General features: G+C 69.3%; 20 protein-coding genes. 8 read left to right on the top strand and 12 right to left on the bottom strand.

Annotated features, from left to right (window positions below; translation table 11 throughout):
• Positions 1-25: 25 nt before the first annotated feature.
• The 4 genes from ACGFR9_RS22735 to ACGFR9_RS22720 form a co-directional block, all read right to left on the bottom strand.
• Entirely contained in the window at positions 26-460 is a 435-nt protein-coding gene (locus ACGFR9_RS22735) for an SsgA family sporulation/cell division regulator (RefSeq protein ID WP_030215520.1), read from the bottom strand.
• Positions 461-558: 98 nt separating this feature from the next.
• Complete coding sequence (locus ACGFR9_RS22730) at positions 559-1,389, bottom strand: IclR family transcriptional regulator (RefSeq protein ID WP_393211548.1); 831 nt, start codon at positions 1,387-1,389, stop codon at positions 559-561.
• A 195-nt stretch (positions 1,390-1,584) separates the two neighbouring features.
• A complete protein-coding gene (locus ACGFR9_RS22725) occupies positions 1,585-1,797 on the bottom strand; it encodes a DUF5326 family protein (RefSeq protein ID WP_007492480.1) in 213 nt (70 codons plus the stop codon).
• Between the two features lie 149 nt (positions 1,798-1,946).
• Positions 1,947-2,264 carry a cupin domain-containing protein gene (locus ACGFR9_RS22720; RefSeq protein WP_030215511.1) on the bottom strand — a complete coding sequence of 106 codons (318 nt, stop codon included), beginning with the start codon at positions 2,262-2,264 and terminating at the stop codon, positions 1,947-1,949.
• Positions 2,265-2,324: 60 nt separating this feature from the next.
• Here ACGFR9_RS22720 and ACGFR9_RS22715 point away from each other — a divergent pair, with 60 nt between their 5' ends.
• From ACGFR9_RS22715 to ACGFR9_RS22695, 5 genes are all read left to right on the top strand, one after another.
• Complete coding sequence (locus ACGFR9_RS22715; RefSeq protein WP_393211544.1) at positions 2,325-2,702, top strand: phage holin family protein; 378 nt, start codon at positions 2,325-2,327, stop codon at positions 2,700-2,702.
• Between the two features lie 5 nt (positions 2,703-2,707).
• The gene (locus ACGFR9_RS22710; RefSeq protein ID WP_393211541.1) at positions 2,708-3,199 is read left to right on the top strand and encodes a low molecular weight protein-tyrosine-phosphatase; all 492 of its coding nucleotides are present in this window, start codon (positions 2,708-2,710) and stop codon (positions 3,197-3,199) included.
• Positions 3,196-4,365 carry a cystathionine gamma-lyase gene (locus tag ACGFR9_RS22705; RefSeq protein WP_393211538.1) on the top strand — a complete coding sequence of 390 codons (1,170 nt, stop codon included), beginning with the start codon at positions 3,196-3,198 and terminating at the stop codon, positions 4,363-4,365. The genes ACGFR9_RS22710 and ACGFR9_RS22705 overlap by 4 nt, the downstream gene beginning before the upstream one ends.
• 227 nt (positions 4,366-4,592) lie before the next feature.
• Positions 4,593-5,498: a LysR family transcriptional regulator gene (locus ACGFR9_RS22700; RefSeq protein WP_393211535.1), complete on the top strand. Its 906-nt coding sequence runs from the start codon at positions 4,593-4,595 to the stop codon at positions 5,496-5,498.
• Positions 5,499-5,578: 80 nt separating this feature from the next.
• Entirely contained in the window at positions 5,579-6,061 is a 483-nt protein-coding gene (locus ACGFR9_RS22695; protein ID WP_393211532.1) for an NUDIX domain-containing protein, read from the top strand.
• 10 nt (positions 6,062-6,071) lie between these two features.
• On the opposite strand, the gene ACGFR9_RS22690 is transcribed toward ACGFR9_RS22695, so the two are convergent.
• A complete protein-coding gene (locus ACGFR9_RS22690; protein WP_393211529.1) occupies positions 6,072-6,701 on the bottom strand; it encodes an HAD family hydrolase in 630 nt (209 codons plus the stop codon).
• Between the two features lie 197 nt (positions 6,702-6,898).
• On the opposite strand from ACGFR9_RS22690, the gene ACGFR9_RS22685 reads away from it, so the two are divergent.
• Positions 6,899-7,768, top strand: coding sequence for a GNAT family N-acetyltransferase (locus tag ACGFR9_RS22685; protein ID WP_393211526.1), 870 nt, complete (start codon positions 6,899-6,901; stop codon positions 7,766-7,768).
• A 70-nt stretch (positions 7,769-7,838) separates the two neighbouring features.
• Here the strand turns inward: ACGFR9_RS22685 and ACGFR9_RS22680 are convergent, their stop codons facing one another.
• Positions 7,839-8,258 carry a heme-binding protein gene (locus tag ACGFR9_RS22680; RefSeq protein WP_393211523.1) on the bottom strand — a complete coding sequence of 140 codons (420 nt, stop codon included), beginning with the start codon at positions 8,256-8,258 and terminating at the stop codon, positions 7,839-7,841.
• Between the two features lie 89 nt (positions 8,259-8,347).
• A complete protein-coding gene (locus tag ACGFR9_RS22675; protein ID WP_393211520.1) occupies positions 8,348-9,556 on the bottom strand; it encodes an MFS transporter in 1,209 nt (402 codons plus the stop codon).
• A 141-nt stretch (positions 9,557-9,697) separates the two neighbouring features.
• On the opposite strand from ACGFR9_RS22675, the gene ACGFR9_RS22670 reads away from it, so the two are divergent.
• Both ACGFR9_RS22670 and ACGFR9_RS22665 read left to right on the top strand, forming a co-directional pair.
• Entirely contained in the window at positions 9,698-10,162 is a 465-nt protein-coding gene (locus ACGFR9_RS22670; RefSeq protein WP_393211517.1) for a MarR family winged helix-turn-helix transcriptional regulator, read from the top strand.
• Positions 10,163-10,171: 9 nt separating this feature from the next.
• Positions 10,172-10,624, top strand: coding sequence for a GNAT family N-acetyltransferase (locus tag ACGFR9_RS22665; RefSeq protein ID WP_393211514.1), 453 nt, complete (start codon positions 10,172-10,174; stop codon positions 10,622-10,624).
• 67 nt (positions 10,625-10,691) lie between these two features.
• Here ACGFR9_RS22665 and ACGFR9_RS22660 read toward each other — a convergent pair whose 3' ends face one another.
• The 5 genes from ACGFR9_RS22660 to dnaB form a co-directional block, all read right to left on the bottom strand.
• The gene (locus ACGFR9_RS22660; RefSeq protein WP_393211511.1) at positions 10,692-12,077 is read right to left on the bottom strand and encodes a serine hydrolase domain-containing protein; all 1,386 of its coding nucleotides are present in this window, start codon (positions 12,075-12,077) and stop codon (positions 10,692-10,694) included.
• A gap of 38 nt (positions 12,078-12,115) precedes the next feature.
• Entirely contained in the window at positions 12,116-12,550 is a 435-nt protein-coding gene (locus tag ACGFR9_RS22655; protein ID WP_393211508.1) for a VOC family protein, read from the bottom strand.
• 222 nt (positions 12,551-12,772) lie between these two features.
• On the bottom strand, positions 12,773-13,555 hold the full coding sequence (locus ACGFR9_RS22650) for an oxidoreductase (RefSeq protein ID WP_393211505.1): 783 nt from the start codon (positions 13,553-13,555) through the stop codon (positions 12,773-12,775).
• A gap of 77 nt (positions 13,556-13,632) precedes the next feature.
• Positions 13,633-14,211: a TetR/AcrR family transcriptional regulator gene (locus ACGFR9_RS22645; RefSeq protein WP_393211502.1), complete on the bottom strand. Its 579-nt coding sequence runs from the start codon at positions 14,209-14,211 to the stop codon at positions 13,633-13,635.
• A gap of 73 nt (positions 14,212-14,284) precedes the next feature.
• Positions 14,285-15,763: a replicative DNA helicase gene (gene dnaB, locus ACGFR9_RS22640; RefSeq protein ID WP_393211500.1), complete on the bottom strand. Its 1,479-nt coding sequence runs from the start codon at positions 15,761-15,763 to the stop codon at positions 14,285-14,287.
• Between the last annotated feature and the right edge of the window lie 450 nt (positions 15,764-16,213).

Genomic DNA, 16,213 nt, shown 5'->3' with positions numbered 1-16,213 from the left:
TCCGCCACCCGGTCGGCGTAACGCTTCAGCCGGCGCTCTGCTCCGCCAGGATCCGGTCCAGCGCGTCGTCGAGATGGGCGTCGAAGTCGGCGAGCGCCCCCTCCTGGCCCAGCGGCACCAGCTTGTCGGTGCGGTCGAGGAAGGCCACGAGCGGGGCCGTCGATGAACGGAAGAGAGCCTGATCGGCGCCCACCTGAAGCCGGATCAGCACCTCGCCCAGCGCGTCGGGGTCGACGGGCGAGACGCGTACGTCGCCCTCCCCGCACGGCCTGCCGACACCGTCGATCAGCAGCTCCCTGCCGAACGCCCAGGTCACGGGGGCGTCTCCGGGCAAATGGAAGGTCAGCCGTACGGCGTAGGGATCACAGGTGTCGTAGCGGAGCTCCACCGGGATGCGGAAGGACAGCTCCTCCGACACGAGAAAGCTCATCATGACCTCTGCCTGTACGGATTCGCGCATCGCCTACCCCGTCATTCGCCGCGGACTGGCCGGGCATGGATCCTGACACCAAAGGGAATCTTGCTGAAAGTACACAGCAGATCACAAGGAGTGATTTTTCAGATACTGATAGACAGTGTGAGCGACCCGATGAGGTGCCCCATCTCGGCCTGCAGTCGCCGCGCCGCGGGGGCGAGCCGGTCGGCCTGGTGGGCGGGCAGCGAGATGGCCACCGCCGCGGCCATGGAGCCGATGGAGACGGGGATCGCCGCGCAGACCGTGCCCAGCGCGTACTCCTGACGCTCCACCACCGGCTGCGAGCGCCGCGCGCGTTCCAGGCGTCTGAGCAGACTGTGGTCGTCCCGCACGGTGTACGGGGTGACGGGCCGCACGGGATGACGGCCGAGGTGGTCGCGGCGGGCGTCGTCGTCGAGCTGCGCGAGCAGGCACTGGCCGATGGCGTGGGCGTGCCCGGTCTCCCGGAAGTCGGCCCACTCCTCCACCGCGGGATTGCCGGGGGTGTCGGAGACGCCGACAACGTCGATCTCGCCGTCGCGGTACACGGCGTAGTACACGGGGGCGCCGGTCGCGTCCCGCCAGTGGGCCAGGGTGTCGGCCATGGTGCTGCGACGTTTCTGCTCGGCTCCGCCGCTGCTCAGCCGTGCTGCCGCCTCCCCCAGGAAGAACAGCCCCTTGTCGCGGCGCAGATAACCCTCGTGCACCAGGGTGCGCAGCAGGTGGTACGTGGTGGGGAGCGCCAGCCCGGTCTCGCGGGCCAGTTGTTTCGCGGGAGCCCCGTAGTCGTGCCCGGCGACGGTCTCCAGCAGGCGTACGGCCCGCTGCACGGAACCGATGAGCGTCGCGGTGGAGGCCGGTGCGGTGGGCGCCGGCGAGCGGGGCTGCGGAGGGACCGCGGTCAGCTGTGCGGAGCCGGTGCCAGTCGTGGCCAAGGGTCACTCCCGTAGCGCGAGGGGGCAGCCCGTGCGGAGAACACGGGTGGGGGGTCGCCGTTCACGGGGAATCGTCCCCGCGTCGAATTCCGGACTCTAACGGGCTGTCACCGCACGTGGACGGCCCGCCGGAGAAACTTCCCCCGCCCGAGGGAACCGATGACCCCCGTCACCGCCCCACCGGCCCCCCGCGGCTCACCAGTCACCGCGTGACGAGGAGCTCGACGTGAACTTGCGTACGACGTAGATCAGTCCGCCGACGAGCGCCACGAAGACCAGCACCTTGAAGAGCAGTCCGATCACGAAGCCGACCACGCTCGCTATCAGCCCGCCGAACACGACCAGGGCGATGACCGGCACCGCGATCCACTTCACCCACCACGGAAGTCCCGCGAAGATCTCTCGCATCGCCCTCGTCCTTACCTCTCCGCCCGCCGAGTGCCGGGTCGCGTCGATGATGTCCTGCACTCGATGCTAGGGCGGCAGGTGCCCCGGTGGAGACCTCCGACCCCTTGTCCTCCCCTGACCGTTCCCCTAGGGAACCCCGAGGATTCTCCTCAGCTCTCGGGGGGAGAGAACACCACCAGGACCCGCAGGTCCTCGCTGATGTGGTGGAACTTGTGCGCCACTCCGGCCGGTACGTACACGACGCTGCCGCGGGCCACCTGGGTCGTCTCCATGCCGACCGTGATCGACGCGCGGCCGCTGACGACGAAGTACACCTCGTCCTGGCTGTGCGGCTGCTGCGGGTCCTGGACACCGGCGTCCAGGGCGTAGAGGCCGACCGACATGTTCCGCTCGCGCAGGAACTGCAGGTATGCCCCGTCGTTGGCGGCCCGTTCCGCCTCCAGTTCGTCCAGCCGGAATGCCTTCATCGCCTAGTCCCGCCCCTACCTCACTGCCCGAGCCCGATCGTGTCTGCCACGATCAGACACATGATGAATTTCCTAGTCAAGACGATCGCCAACGCGGGCGCCCTGGCGGTCGCGGTGTGGCTGCTCGACAAGATCACCCTGACCGGTGACAGCACCGGCAAGGAGATCGGCACGCTGCTCCTGGTCGCACTGCTCTTCGGATTGGTGAATTCCCTGGTCAAGCCGTTGGTGAAGCTCCTCAGCCTTCCTCTGCTCATCCTGACGCTCGGACTGTTCACCCTGGTGGTGAACGCGCTGATGCTGCTGCTCACCTCCTGGCTCGCCGACCAGCTCGATCTGAGCTTCCACGTGGAGGGCTTCTGGACGGCCGTCCTCGGTGGTCTGATCATCTCCGTGGTCTCCTGGGCGCTCAACGTCGTCCTGCCCGACGGGGACTGAGGCCGATGACCTACCGCGTCTGCTTCGTCTGCACCGGCAACATCTGCCGCTCCCCGATGGCCGAGTCCGTCTTCCGCGCGCGGGTGGCCGAGGCCGGCCTCGACGGCCTGGTCGAGGTGGACAGCGCCGGTACGGACGGCTGGCACGAGGGCGAGGGCGCCGACCCCCGCACGGTGACCGTGCTGCGGGAGAACGGCTACCAGGCCGGCCACGCCGCCCGGCGGTTCGACCCGGCCTGGTTCGCCCGCCTCGATCTCGTCATCGCGCTCGATTCCGGCCATCGCCGGGCACTGCGCCGTCTCGCGCCCACGGAACGGGACGCGGACAAGGTGCGTCTGCTGCGGTCCTACGATCCGGCCGCCGGCGACGATCTCGATGTGCCGGACCCCTACTACGGGGGCGCGGAGGGTTTCGACGAATGTCTTGAGATGGTGGAGGCGGCGAGCACCGGTCTGCTCGCCGCCGTGCGCGAGCAGGTGGAAGGGCAGGCGGCATGAACGATTCGACGACGGGCGCGGACCAGGGGCAGGCGCCACCGGGCGGGGCGGGTGAGGGCACGCGCGCGGTGCGGGCCGGGCTGCCTGAGCCGGTCAAGCACGAGCCGACCCTGCCCGGACCGGTCTTCGCCGCCCACTTCCACCTGCCGGGCGACCCCACCGGCCCGTACACCTACGGCCGGGACGAGAACCCGACCTGGACACTGCTGGAACGGGCCATCGGGGAGTTGGAGACACCCGGCCAAGACGATGTCGAGACCCTGGTGTTCGCCTCCGGCATGGCCGCCATCTCCTCGGTGCTCTTCTCGCAGCTGCGTGCCGGCGACGCCGTCGTCCTCCCGGACGACGGCTACCAGGCCCTGCCCCTGGTGCGGGCCCAGCTGGAGACGTACGGCATCGAGGTGCGGACCGCGCCCACGGGCGGCGACGCCCAGCTCGGCGTCCTCGACGGCGCGAAGCTGCTGTGGATCGAGACGCCCTCGAACCCGGGTCTTGACGTGTGCGACGTACGGCGGCTCGCCGAGGCGGCGCACGCGCGCGGCGCCCTGGTCGCCGTGGACAACACCCTCGCCACGCCACTGGGCCAGCGTCCGCTGGAGCTCGGCGCCGACTTCGCGGTGGCCAGCGGCACCAAGCAGCTCACCGGGCACGGCGATGTACTCCTGGGATACGTCACCGGGCGCAGCGGCGAGGCCATGACCGCCGTACGCCGCTGGCGCAAGATCGTCGGGGCCGTCCCCGGGCCCATGGAGGCCTGGCTCGCGCACCGCTCGATCGCCACGCTCCAGCTGCGCGTCGACCGGCAGAACGCCACCGCGCTGACGCTCGCGCGGGCGCTGCGGGATCGGTCCGACGTCACCGGGCTGCGCTATCCGGGGCTGCCCGACGATCCGTCGCACAGGATCGCCTCGCGGCAGATGCGGCGCTACGGATGCGTGGTCTCCTTCACGCTGCCCACGCGTGCGCGTGCGGACGGCTTCCTCGAAGCGCTGCGGCTGGTGGACGACGCGACGAGCTTCGGCGGCGTACGGTCCACGGCGGAGCGACGCGGGCGCTGGGGCGGGGACGCGGTGCCCGAGGGCTTCATCCGCTTCTCCGTGGGCGCCGAGGACCCCGAGGACCTGATCGCGGACGTGCTGCGTGCCCTGGACGAGTCGGCCGGCTGACCGGTCGCTCCGGACCGGGCCGCCGGCCGCCCGGGGCACCGCGCGGACGGTCCGAGCCTCCCCCCTCGTGGCTCGGACCGTCCTCGGTTCTGCGCGCGAAGAACCGCGCGACCAAGGCTAGTTGACACAGTGTCAGTGTCCAATCACCGTAGCGACAGCGTCCTATCGACTTATTTATAGTTGGGCGCGTCCAGGCCGCTGCGAGGGCTGACGAGAGAGGGAGTGCCGTGGATCTGGCCTTGCTGCGGGCCTTTGTGACCGTGCACCGGGCCGGCTCCTTCACCCGTGCCGCTGCCCTGCTCGGCCTCTCCCAGCCCGCCGTCACCTCGCAGATACGGACACTGGAACGGCAGCTGGGGCGCCCTCTCTTCCTGCGGCAGGCGCGTGGGGTGACACCGACGACCATCGGGGACGAGCTCGCCCACAAGGCGGCGCCGCATCTCGACGCCCTGGTGGAGATCACCGAGTCCGGGCTGGAGGAGGACTCCCCCCTGCGGACGCTGCATCTGGCCGGGCCCCCGGAGTTCACCGCCGAGCGGGCGCTGCCGGCGCTCACGGAGCTGACCGGCGAGGACGGCCAGGGCTTCGCCCTGCGCGCTTCCTTCGGCACCGCCGAGGAGTCCCTGGAAGGGCTGGCCGCGGGACATCATGATCTGGCCATCAGCACGGTCCGCCCGCGCGGCGCGCTGCTCTCGGCGACTGCGCTCTGCGACGAGGAGCACGTACTGGTCGCCGCTCCACCGTGGGCCGAGCGGATCGGCCCCGGCCCGCTCCGCCACGCGGGCCCCTCGGCGCTGGAGCGCGTCCCGGTGGTCGAGGTGCACGAGTCGCTGCCTTTCGTCGCCCGTTACTGGGCCTCCGTGTTCGACTCCCGTCCCATCGCTCCGGGCACGGTGGTCGTCCCGGATCTGCGCGCGGTGCTGGCCTGTGCCGCAGCGGGCGCGGGGCTGGCGGTACTGCCCCGCTATCTGTGCGCGGCCGCCCTGGCGCTGGGCGACGTGGTGGCCCTGCACGAACCGACGGTTCCCCCGCTGCGCACCTACTTCCTGGCGGTCCGTACCGGCACGCTGGCGATGCCGCACATCGCGCGGGCCCATGAGCGGCTGGAGCGGGCGGCCGCCGGCTGGTGCTGACGCGCCGGTGTGCCTCCACAAAGCCGGACGGTACGTCCTCGTGATGTTTCACGTGGAACCAGCCGGGCCACATTTCCTCCATGACCGTCCGACCCGTGGTCAAGCGCACCGCCCGAGCCGTTCTGCTGGACGGCGAGAACCTGATCCTGATCAAGCGCACCAAACCCGGCGTGGATCCCTACTGGGTCACCCCCGGCGGCGGGGTCGAGCCGGAGGACTCGACCGTCGTCGACGCCCTGCACCGCGAGGTGTACGAGGAGCTGGGTGCCAAGATCGGCGACGTCGTGCCGTGTTTCGTCGACACCGTGGAGCACATCGGTGAGGACGGCGGTGCCACCGGCGTGAAGGTGCAGCACTTCTTCGTATGCCGCCTGGAATCCATGGACCTGTCCCTGCGGCACGGCCCGGAGGTCGACGAACCCACCGGGGAGTACGAGATCGTCCGCGTGCCGTTCACCCGCGTCGGGATCGCCTCCGTCCATCTCGTACCGCTGTCGCTGCGGCACTACCTGGACGGCAACATCGAGGGCGTACGCGCCATGCACGCCCCCGACCTGGGATGAAGTCCGGCCGCTATGCGGCTCGCACCAGTTCGTAGGCTTCCCAGAGGTCCCGCCCCGTATAGGAGTGGGTCGCGAGACCGGTCAGATGCCGGTCCGCGTTGACCGCGACGGAGACCGGCACCGCGCCGAACAGGTCCTTGTCCGACATCGAGTCGCCATAGGCGACACAGTCCGCGCGGGTCACCCCGAACTCCGCGCACAGACGGTCGGCGATCCCCACCTTGGCCGCCGCGCTGAGAACGCCGGCCGGGTCCACGGGCTCCGTGAACGGCACCGCGGGAAAGCGTGAGCCGTAGGCCGCGTGAGCGCCCCAGCCGGTGAGCCGCTCCACGAAGAAGGACGGCGACAGGGAAACCACGGCGCAGTGGTCTCCCCTGCGCGTGAGATCCGCCCAGACGTCACGGATACGGGTCAGCCAGGGCGCCGCCTCGAACGCGGCCGCCACATGGACCTCCGTGAGACCCGCCCAGAGCGTGTGCACCTGGACGGCGTACTCCGGCGGCCCGATCAGACCAGCCGAGATCGCCCGGTCGAGGGCGATCGCCTCGGCTTCCAGCCCCAGTTGCCGCGAGATCTCCACGGGTGCCGAACTTCCATGGAGCAGCGTGCCGTCGAGATCGAAGAGATGAAGCCTCGCCATGAGCGACGAGGTTAGCGAGCCCCGCTCACCGCGTCTCCCGGCGGAAGGAGCCGGCCACGCACCGTTCGCACATGTTTCACGTGAAACATGTGCACCCGTGTCCACGTGCCGCCGCCGGTCGCGCGATGGCCAAAAGGTCGCACGAGTCTCCCGAAACGGGTGGACGCAGAAGCTTCCCGTCGGACAGCCTGACCTGCGTGCCGACACCTTCCCTTGCCTCTCTGCCCATCCGCCGTCTGACACTCCGCGATCTCACCGCCTGTGCCGACTTGTCCGAGGACCGGGGGTGGCCACGGGAGGAGCACAAATGGGGCCTCCTCCTTGCAGCCGGGAAGGGTTACGGCGTCGACGATCCCGAGGGTGGACTGGTCGCCGCCTGCGTCGTCACCGAGTACGGGCCGCGCGCGCAGCCGGCTCTCGCGGCCATCGGCATGGTTCTGGTCGCCGCACGGCACGCCCGCCGGGGTGTGGGGCGCCGTCTGATGCGTTACATCGTCTCCGCGATGGGCACCACCCCCCTCACCCTGCACGCGACCCCCTTCGGCCGGCCGCTCTACGAGGAGCTCGGCTTCAAGGTCACCGGCCGTGCGGAGATGCTGCGGGGCCAGTTCGCGCCCGCGGGATACCGGCCGGGGGCCGTCACCACCCGGGCTGCGACCGGGGAGGACCTCCCCGCCATCGTTCGGCTCGACGAGAACGTCTTCGGCGCCGACCGCACACACATCATCACCCGCCTGCCCGCCTTCTCCGATCAGTTGCGGGTCGCCGAGGAGGACGGGCGGATCACCGGGTACGCGGCCGCCTGGCCCAACATGGAGACCCATGTCGTGGGCCCGCTGATCGCGCGTGACACCGCGACGGCCCAGGCGCTGCTCGCCTCCCTCGCCGCCGGCACCGGCCGGCCGCTGCGCACCGACATCGACGTGCGGCACGGGGAACTGCTGAACTGGGCCAAGGACCACGGGCTGGCCTCCGTCGCGTCGAACGCGGTCATGACGTACGGGATCACCGAACTGCCCGGGGACTGGAGCCGACGGTTCGCTCCGGTGACGGTCGCCGCGACCTGACACATCTGACACAAAGACGCCGACCCCGGAGCTTCGGGGCCGGCGTCGTCACGTCCGGTGGGCGCCGTCGTCAGGCGAGGGTCTCCACGGCGGCCGTGGCAAAGCCGTGGTCCTGCTCGGGGGCACCGCCGCCGACACCGACCGCGCCGATCAGCCGCCCGTCACGGCGGACGGGCACGCCCCCGGCGATGAACAGCAGCGGCCGGTCGAGTGCGGTGGGCAGGGTGTGGAAGAGGCCGCCGGGCTGCACGGCGTCCACGAGGTCGGCGGTGGGCGCGTTCAACTGGAGCGCGGTGTACGCCTTGCGGGTACTGGTCTCACCGGAGATCAGCACGGCGCGGTCGTCCCTGCGGAAGGCGAGCAGGTGCCCTCCGGCGTCGAGGACGGTGACGCTGACCGTGACGCCTGCCGCCTCCGCGGCCTGGCCCGCGGCGGCGAGCAGGGCTTCGGCGTCCGTGGTGGAGAGCGGGGCGACGGCGGTGGTGCTCATGAGGTGGTTCTCCTTGTGGTCGGGAGCGAAGTCGGGGGAATCGGTGGATACGGGGACGGCCCTGGCCCCGCACCCGTCGGTCGGGGGGGTCAGCTGGAGACGGCGGCCGGCCGCTCGGAGGGCATGGAGCCGGTGCCCAGGAGGGCGGGCCCGGTGTCGCGGCGCTCAAGAGCGGCCGAGAAGAAGGCCAGCACCAGGGCGCTCGCGGCGAGGACGGCACCGACCCAGTTGGGTGCGGTGTAGCCGAGGCCGGCCCCGATCACCATGCCGCCGAGCCAGGCGGCCAGCGCGTTGCCGAGGTTGAAGGCGCCGATGTTCAGGGCCGAGGCCAGGGTGGGGGCGCCGTGTGCCTGGTCGAGGACCCGCTTCTGCAGCGGCGGCACAGTGGCGAAGCCCAGGGCGCCGATGAGCACGATGGTGACGGCGGCGGCGACCTTGTTGTGCGCGGTGAGGGTGAAGAGGGCGAGGACGACGGCGAGGGCGCCCAGGGAGAGGTACAGCATGGGCATCAGGGCGCGGTCCGCGTACCTGCCGCCGATGAGATTGCCGCCAACCATGCCGAGGCCGAAGAGGACCAGCAGCCAGGTGACCGAGCCGTCGGCGAAACCGGTGACATGCGTCATCATCGGCGCGATGTAGGTGATGGCCGCGAAGACGCCACCGAACCCCAGGACGGTCATCGCCATGGCGAGAAGGACCTGGACGTTCTTCAGTGCGGCCAGTTCATGGCGCAGCCGTACGCCCTCGGCCTTGGGCATGTCGGGGACGAGCGCGGCGACACCGGCCAGCCCGACGACGCCCAGGGCGGCGACGATGCCGAAGGTGACGCGCCAGCCGACGGACTGGCCGACGAGCGTGCCGAGTGGGACGCCGACGACGTTGGCGACGGTCAGGCCGGTGAACATCAGGGCGATGGCTCCGGCCTTCTTGTCCGGGGCCACCAAGTCGGCCGCGACGACTGAGCCGATACCGAAGAAGGCGCCGTGGGCCAGTGAGGCGACCACGCGTCCGGTCAGCATGAGACCGAAGGTGGGGGCCAGTGCGGAGAGCAGGTTTCCGACGATGAACAGTCCCATCAGCACCATCAGCATCCGCTTGCGGGAGACCTTGGTGCCGAGCACGGTCATCAGCGGGGCGCCGAGCACGACGCCCAGCGCATAGCCGGTCACCAGGTAGCCGGCCGTGGGGATGGAGACACCGAAGTCGCCCGCGACCTCGGGCAGCAAGCCCATGATCACGAATTCCGTGGTTCCGATCCCGAAGGCCCCGATCGCGAGGGCCAGAAGCGCGAGAGGCATGGGGGACAGACCTTCCCAGAAGATTGCAGGAGCGCTTTACGTGCCACACATTAGTTGCATACGCGGGTTACTTGCAAGCGCGGTCTATTGCGGGCGTGCTCTACCCTGGTGTCAGCAGCTCCTGGACGGAGGAAAAGGCCCATGACAGCCACGGATCCCGCGCTCACCGCCCTTGCCCAGGGCTGGTGCGCACTCTCCCTGCTGCACGGGAGGATCGAGGCCCACACCGAGCGCGCCCTTCAGTCCGGGCACGACCTGAGCGTGCGGGAGTACTCCCTCCTCGACGTACTGAGCCGGCAGCACGACGGCGAGGGGGGCCATCTGCAGATGAAGCAGGTCGCCGACGCGGTCGTGCTCAGCCAGAGCGCCACCACCCGCCTGGTCACCCGGCTCGAGGACCGCGGGCTGCTGGAGCGGTACCTGTGCCCCACCGATCGCCGGGGCATCTACACCAACGTCACCGAGGCCGGTCTCAAGCTCCTGGACGAGGCACGGCCCACCAATGACACCGCCCTGCGCGAGGCCCTCGACGCGGCAGCGAAGAACCCCGACCTCGCTCCCCTGGTCCGGGCCGTGGAGACGCTGAAGGCGCCGGTGCCTGCGTAGGGTGCCGCCATGACGGATCTGCAGATACGGGCCGCGGTCACCGACGACGTCCCCGCCATCGTCGGCATGCTCGCCGACGACCCCCTGGGCGCGCAGCGCGAATCGCCCGACGACCTCGGCCCGTACCTGACCGCCCTGGAGCGTCTCAGCGTCGACCCGAACCAGCATCTGGTCGTGGCGGTCCGCGGCGGCCGTGTCGTCGGTACGCTGCAGCTCACGATCGTTCCCGGGCTCTCCCGCCGCGGCGCCACCCGGTCGATCATCGAAGCGGTCCGCATCCACACGGACGAACGCGGCGGCGGCCTGGGGCGCCGGCTCATCGAGTGGGCGATCGACGAGTCCCGCCGCGAGGGCTGCCAACTGGTCCAGCTGACCTCCGACACGACCCGCGCCGATGCCCATCGCTTCTACGAGCGGCTCGGCTTCACGGCCTCTCACGTGGGCTTCAAACTGCCGCTGTGACCCAACGACCAGGGGTCCTGTTTCACGTGAAACAGGACCCCTGGTCACTCCCTGACACGAGCGGGAGCTAGCCGACACCCCGCCATCCCGCCGGGTCCACCCCGCCCGGCACCGGAGCCGCCTCGTCGTACGGCTGACGCGTGAACACGAACGACCCCAGGTCCAGATGACTCAACGACCCGTCCGGCCGCCGTACGGGCTTCAACGACTCTCCGGCGTAGTAGCCCTCCAGGCCCACCCAGGTGCCGTCTTCCTCCGGCCGAAAGCGCGAGCGCCGGCCGTTGCCGGTCAGGGGCTCCAGCGAGACGAGACCATCGGCCGAGAGCCGGAGCACGAACGCGGACGTCCCCCAGTACCACTGGCCCACCAGCTCCAGTACCGCCGGTTCCACCTCGCGCAGCGGCTCCCAGGGCGCCGGGAGACGCGGCTCCGCCTCGGCGACGATCCGGACGAGATCGGCGGCCACCGTGAACGGCGCGGGGCCGGAGGTGCAGTTGGCCAGGACCACTGCGCCTACATCGTCCACCAGGCTGATCGTGAGGCAGGCGAGGAACCCCGGAAGTGATCCCGTGTGCCCCACGAGGGCGCGTCCGTGCTGGTGACGGAGCTCCATGCCCAGGCAGTACGCATAGCCGCTCGCCACGTCCGCCGCCTCGACCGGTGCCGCCGGAGTCCTCATCTCCCGCAACGACCCGGCGCTCAGCACCCGGTCGTCCCCCTCGGCCAGAAAGGCCGCGAAGCGCGCCAGGTCACCCGACGTGGACCACAGTTGTCCGGCGGGCGCCATCACCCCGAGATCCTCCAGAGGCTCGGGCATCATCACGTCGGCCCATGGATGCACCGCCCACCCACCCGCGTGCGGCGCCTGCGCGCGCACGGTCGTACGACGCAGTCCCAGAGGTTCGAGTACCTCGCGCCGGAGCACCTCTTCCCACGGCGCACCGCGCAGCTTCTCGACCAGGGCGCCGAGCAACGCGTATCCGGGATTCGAGTAGTGGAAGCGCCGTCCGACGGGGTGTGCCGACGGCCGCTCGCCCAGTACGTCGGCCAGACCGGGGCGCAGGGAGCCGGGGGTCCGCTCCCACCAGGGGCCGGGCGTCTCGGCGGCCAGTCCACCGCTGTGCGCCAGCAGTTCGGCGAGGGTCGCCTCGCCCACACCCGTGCCCGGCAGGTGCTTCTCCAGCGGGTCGGCGAGCTCGAGCACCCCCTCGTCGCGCAGTCGGAGCACCAGAACGGCCGTGAAGGTCTTGGTGATCGAGCCGATCCGGTACTGCACGTTCTCGTCCGGAGCGTGGCCCTCCACCGAGGTCCGTGCCGCCGTCCACACGGCTTTGCCGCCCCGCACCACGGCCGCGACGAGCGACGGCGCCCGCCCTTCGCTCTGGGCGAGGGCGATCCTGTGCAGCAACGCCCGCCGTGTGCCGGGCAGCAGTTCGTCCTGAGGTGTCGTCATGCCCCCAGTTCACCAGGAACCGAGGGCTCGTCTCCCCGTCAGTCGAGGCAGAATTCGTTGCCCTCGACGTCCCGCATCACGATGCACGACTCGTTGAAGCCGTCGGCACGCAGCACTCGCACGCGTTGGGCGCCGAGCGCGACCAGTCGCGCGCATTCGGCCTCGAGTGCGGCGAGGCGCTCCTCACCCACGAGCCCGGTGCCGGCCCTCACGTCGAGATGCACCCGGTTCTTGACGACCTTGTCCTCGGGAACGCGTTGGAAGAACAGCCGCGGACCCACACCGGTGGGATCCACGCAGGCGAACGCCGAACCCTGACGCTCGGGCGGCAGCGAACGGTCGAACTCGTCCCACGTGTCGAACCCCTTCGGCGGAGGCGGCACGACGTACCCCAGCACCTCGCACCAGAAGCGGGCGACGCGCTCGGGGACAGCGCAGTCGAAGGTGATCTGGACCTGCTTGATCGACGCCATCGGCCCACCCTAATCGCGTGAGCGCTCCACGGGCCCGGAAGACTGTAGGATCTCGCGATCCTCGACACAGAGCAGCCCTGTGACCTGCGGGGTCCTGTCTGTCTCAGTGCTTGGCCGGAGGGTTCTGTCTCACGGTTCGTGTCGATTCGCATGGCTGCGGGACGGAGCGCCTCTCGTCCCGCAGCCATGCGAATCAGCCCCGCCCTCGTGGGCCTCCGTGATTCAGAGCGTCTTGATGGCGCCACCGTCGATGATGTGGTCGGCGCCAGTGATGTTGCCTGCGACGTCGGAGAGAAGGAACGCGATCAAGGCCGCCACTTCTTCAGGTTCGGTAATGCGGCCGGTAGTGATGTCGAATGCTTCCGGGATCTGCTGAAGGAACGCGGCATGCTCCGCCCCGGCTCCGGCTGCCACCTTGCCACCGAATCCCTCAGGGTCCTCCCACAGGGAAGTGCGGACCACTCCGGGAGAGACCGTGTTCACACGCACCCCCTGAGGCCCGAACTCCTCAGCCAGGGACTTGCCGAGTGCAGCCAGGGCCGCCTTGGCCGCACTGTAGGCGACCGGGCCGGCGGCGGGCAGCCGTGAGTTGATGGACGAGACGTTGACGATCGACCCACGGCGCTCGATCAGGCTCGGGAGAGCCGCGCGGGCGGCACGAACGGCACTGAGCAGGTTGAGGTCGAGGATGCGGGTCCACTGAGTGTCGTCGGTGTCGAGGAAGCCGATGGGCTCCACATCGTCCCCGGCTCCGACGTTGTTCACCAGCAGGTCGATGCCGCCCAGCTCGGTGAGGGCGCTGTCCATGAGAGTGGCGACGCCTTCGGCGGTGCTCAGGTCGGCCGACACCGTGTAGGCACCGGTTTCCTTCAACTCGGGCGTAATGGTGCGGGCGGCGCCGACGACGCGAACGCCTTCGGCCGTGAGAGTCCGGACGGTGGCGAGCCCGATGCCCCGGCTGGCACCGGTGACGACGGCCGTCTTGGCGGTGAGATTGAGGTGCATGACACTCCAGTTCTTGAACTCTAAGTACAAAATATGGGCAGCGGTCACCCCAGGTGGAGCGAGTGCTGCGGTTCGGGTTAGAGAGAGTCGACCGTCGCGTCGATCACTCGGACAAGCCGATCAGGGCCTTCGGCAACGCGTGCCATGAGCCGCAGGCCCGTGACTGTGTTCAGCAGCAGGCTTCCCAGGGCTGCGGAATCACGTTCCGGTGCGATCTCTCCCGAGCGTTGCCCCTCTTCGATCAGCGCGCGGAAGGCGTCCTCGGTTCGGGCGAACATGCGCTGGACAAGTTCGGTTGCCACCTGGTCCGTGGCGGCGAGTTCTGCCGCCGTGTTCACGGCCATGCAACCCCGACGGTCCGGGTCGGCGAGGTCCATCTCGACGAGGAACCCCAGCGTCTTGCGCAGACGCACCTTGACCGGCCCGGGCTGCTCCAACATTTCCATGAGAGCAACGGCCTGGCCGTCGCGATAGCAGCGAAGCGCCCGCTCGAACAAGTCGCGTTTACTGCCGAAGGTGTTGTAGAGGCTGCCCTTGCCGATGCCGATCGCGTCGACGAGGTCCTGCGGCGTGGTCCCGGCATACCCCTTCCGCCAGAACACGTCCATGGCATGCTCAACGGCGACATCCGGGTCGAACTGCTTGGGCCTTCCCACCATCAGAACACTAGCATCATTCTTGACTTTGAAGTCAAGAACTGAAGTTCCGCAGCTGCTGCACAGACGCCGGTCAGGTCTGCGCCATGTCCACGAAGCGCGAGTAGTGCCCCTGGAAGGCGACCGTGATCGTCGCCGTCGGGCCGTTCCGGTGCTTGGCCACGATCAGGTCCGCCTCTCCCGCGCGCGGGGACTCCTTCTCGTAGGCGTCCTCGCGGTGCAGCAGGATCACCATGTCGGCGTCCTGCTCGATGGAGCCGGACTCACGCAGGTCGGAGACCATCGGTTTCTTGTCGGTGCGCTGCTCGGGGCCTCGGTTCAGCTGGGAGAGCGCGATCACCGGGAGCTCCAGCTCCTTGGCGAGCAGCTTGAGGTTACGGGACATGTCCGAGACCTCCTGCTGACGGCTCTCGGCGCGCTTGGAACCACCGGACTGCATCAGCTGGAGATAGTCGATGATGACCAGCTTCAGATCGTTGCGCTGCTTCAGGCGGCGGCACTTGGCACGGATCTCCATCATCGACAGGTTCGGGGAGTCGTCGATGTAGAGCGGTGCCGCCGAGACGTCCGGCATCCGGCGCGCCAGCCGGGTCCAGTCCTCGTCTGTCATCGTGCCGGAGCGCATGTGGTGCAGAGCGACCCGGGCCTCGGCGGACAGCAGGCGCATCGCGATCTCGTTGCGCCCCATCTCGAGCGAGAAGATGACGCTCGGCAGGTTGTTCTTGATGGACGCGGCCCGCGCGAAGTCCAGGGCGAGCGTCGACTTGCCCATCGCGGGACGCGCGGCGATGACGATCATCTGCCCCGGGTGCAGGCCGTTGGTGAGCGAGTCGAAGTCGGTGAATCCGGTGGGCACCCCGGTCATCTCACCGCTGCGGGAGCCGATCGCCTCGATCTCGTCGAGAGCGCCCTCCATGATGTCGCCGAGCGGAAGGTAGTCCTCGCTGGTGCGCTGTTCGGTGACCGCGTAGATCTCCGCCTGCGCGCGGTTGACGATCTCGTCGACGTCGTCGTCGGCCGCGTATCCCATCTGTGTGATGCGTGTACCGGCCTCGACCAGGCGCCGCAGCACCGCGCGCTCATGCACGATCTCCGCGTAATAGGCCGCGTTGGCCGCCGTGGGCACCGTCTGGACGAGGGTGTGCAGATACGAGGCCCCGCCGACCTTGTTGATCTCACCGCGCTTGGTCAGCTCCGCGGCGATGGTGATCGGGTCGGACGGCTCGCCCTTGGCGTAGACGTCGAGAATGGCCGTATAGACGGTCTCGTGGGCCGGCTTGTAGAAGTCGTGGCCCTTGAGGATCTCGACGACATCGGCGATGGCGTCCTTCGACAGCAGCATGCCGCCCAGCACGGACTGCTCGGCTTCCAGATCCTGGGGCGGCACCCTTTCGAACGCGGAACCCCCGCCGTCCCACGTGCCGGTGTCCCTGCCGCGGTCGTGCTGCTCGTCGCGGCCTCTGCCCCGGTCCTCACGGCGCCGGGAGGCGGGTAGACGATCACTGGGTCCGCTGTCGGCCCACGGGTCGTCCAAGGGCTCGGAAATGCTCACCGAGCCACCTCCTCCCGTCCGCCGGAACGGACCTCGCCATGCCTCTCTGTTCTACGGCACGGCACTGACAAATAAGACGCCCGGCCCCATTTGGCGCGCGCCGGTTTTGTGGCGTTTTTGAAACCGGCGGACGGAGCGAGCGCCGCACTACCGTAGGCCCGTCGGCACCGTCAGCCAATCTGGTTATCCACAGGCCATGTGGACGACGGGCCCAATGCTGTGGAGAACTCCCCGAAACCTGTGCACGAGCCGGTGGACAGCCCTGTGAAAAAGCTTGCCCCCATCTCGCAAGCAGGGCATTGACCTGCGGGTTCATCGTCCACCGGCTGTGCAGAAGAAAAAGTTGCCCAGTCGGATCAAGATCGCTTCCCACGGTGTACGCAAGCCCACACCCAGAGCCACAAAGTAAGGGTCTCCAACCCTTTGCATCTCTTACCTGTGGACGATTAG

Origin of the sequence: Streptomyces sp. NPDC048584, assembly GCF_043199595.1 — a bacterium.
In the GTDB taxonomy this organism is placed as follows: domain Bacteria; phylum Actinomycetota; class Actinomycetes; order Streptomycetales; family Streptomycetaceae; genus Streptomyces; species Streptomyces edwardsiae.
The sequence above is the reverse complement of the archived record's forward strand: the minus strand, read 5'-3'. Positions and strand labels throughout refer to the sequence as shown.

Coding starts and splice junctions, on each gene's coding strand:
- ACGFR9_RS22735 (WP_030215520.1), bottom strand. CDS start 460: ATGCGCGAATCCGTACAGGCAGAGGTCATGATGAGCTTTCTCGTGTCG.
- ACGFR9_RS22725 (WP_007492480.1), bottom strand. CDS start 1,797: ATGCGAGAGATCTTCGCGGGACTTCCGTGGTGGGTGAAGTGGATCGCG.
- ACGFR9_RS22720 (WP_030215511.1), bottom strand. CDS start 2,264: ATGAAGGCATTCCGGCTGGACGAACTGGAGGCGGAACGGGCCGCCAAC.
- ACGFR9_RS22715 (WP_393211544.1), top strand. CDS start 2,325: ATGATGAATTTCCTAGTCAAGACGATCGCCAACGCGGGCGCCCTGGCG.
- ACGFR9_RS22710 (WP_393211541.1), top strand. CDS start 2,708: ATGACCTACCGCGTCTGCTTCGTCTGCACCGGCAACATCTGCCGCTCC.
- ACGFR9_RS22705 (WP_393211538.1), top strand. CDS start 3,196: ATGAACGATTCGACGACGGGCGCGGACCAGGGGCAGGCGCCACCGGGC.
- ACGFR9_RS22695 (WP_393211532.1), top strand. CDS start 5,579: ATGACCGTCCGACCCGTGGTCAAGCGCACCGCCCGAGCCGTTCTGCTG.
- ACGFR9_RS22690 (WP_393211529.1), bottom strand. CDS start 6,701: ATGGCGAGGCTTCATCTCTTCGATCTCGACGGCACGCTGCTCCATGGA.
- ACGFR9_RS22680 (WP_393211523.1), bottom strand. CDS start 8,258: ATGAGCACCACCGCCGTCGCCCCGCTCTCCACCACGGACGCCGAAGCC.
- ACGFR9_RS22675 (WP_393211520.1), bottom strand. CDS start 9,556: ATGCCTCTCGCGCTTCTGGCCCTCGCGATCGGGGCCTTCGGGATCGGA.
- ACGFR9_RS22670 (WP_393211517.1), top strand. CDS start 9,698: ATGACAGCCACGGATCCCGCGCTCACCGCCCTTGCCCAGGGCTGGTGC.
- ACGFR9_RS22665 (WP_393211514.1), top strand. CDS start 10,172: ATGACGGATCTGCAGATACGGGCCGCGGTCACCGACGACGTCCCCGCC.
- ACGFR9_RS22660 (WP_393211511.1), bottom strand. CDS start 12,077: ATGACGACACCTCAGGACGAACTGCTGCCCGGCACACGGCGGGCGTTG.
- ACGFR9_RS22655 (WP_393211508.1), bottom strand. CDS start 12,550: ATGGCGTCGATCAAGCAGGTCCAGATCACCTTCGACTGCGCTGTCCCC.
- ACGFR9_RS22650 (WP_393211505.1), bottom strand. CDS start 13,555: ATGCACCTCAATCTCACCGCCAAGACGGCCGTCGTCACCGGTGCCAGC.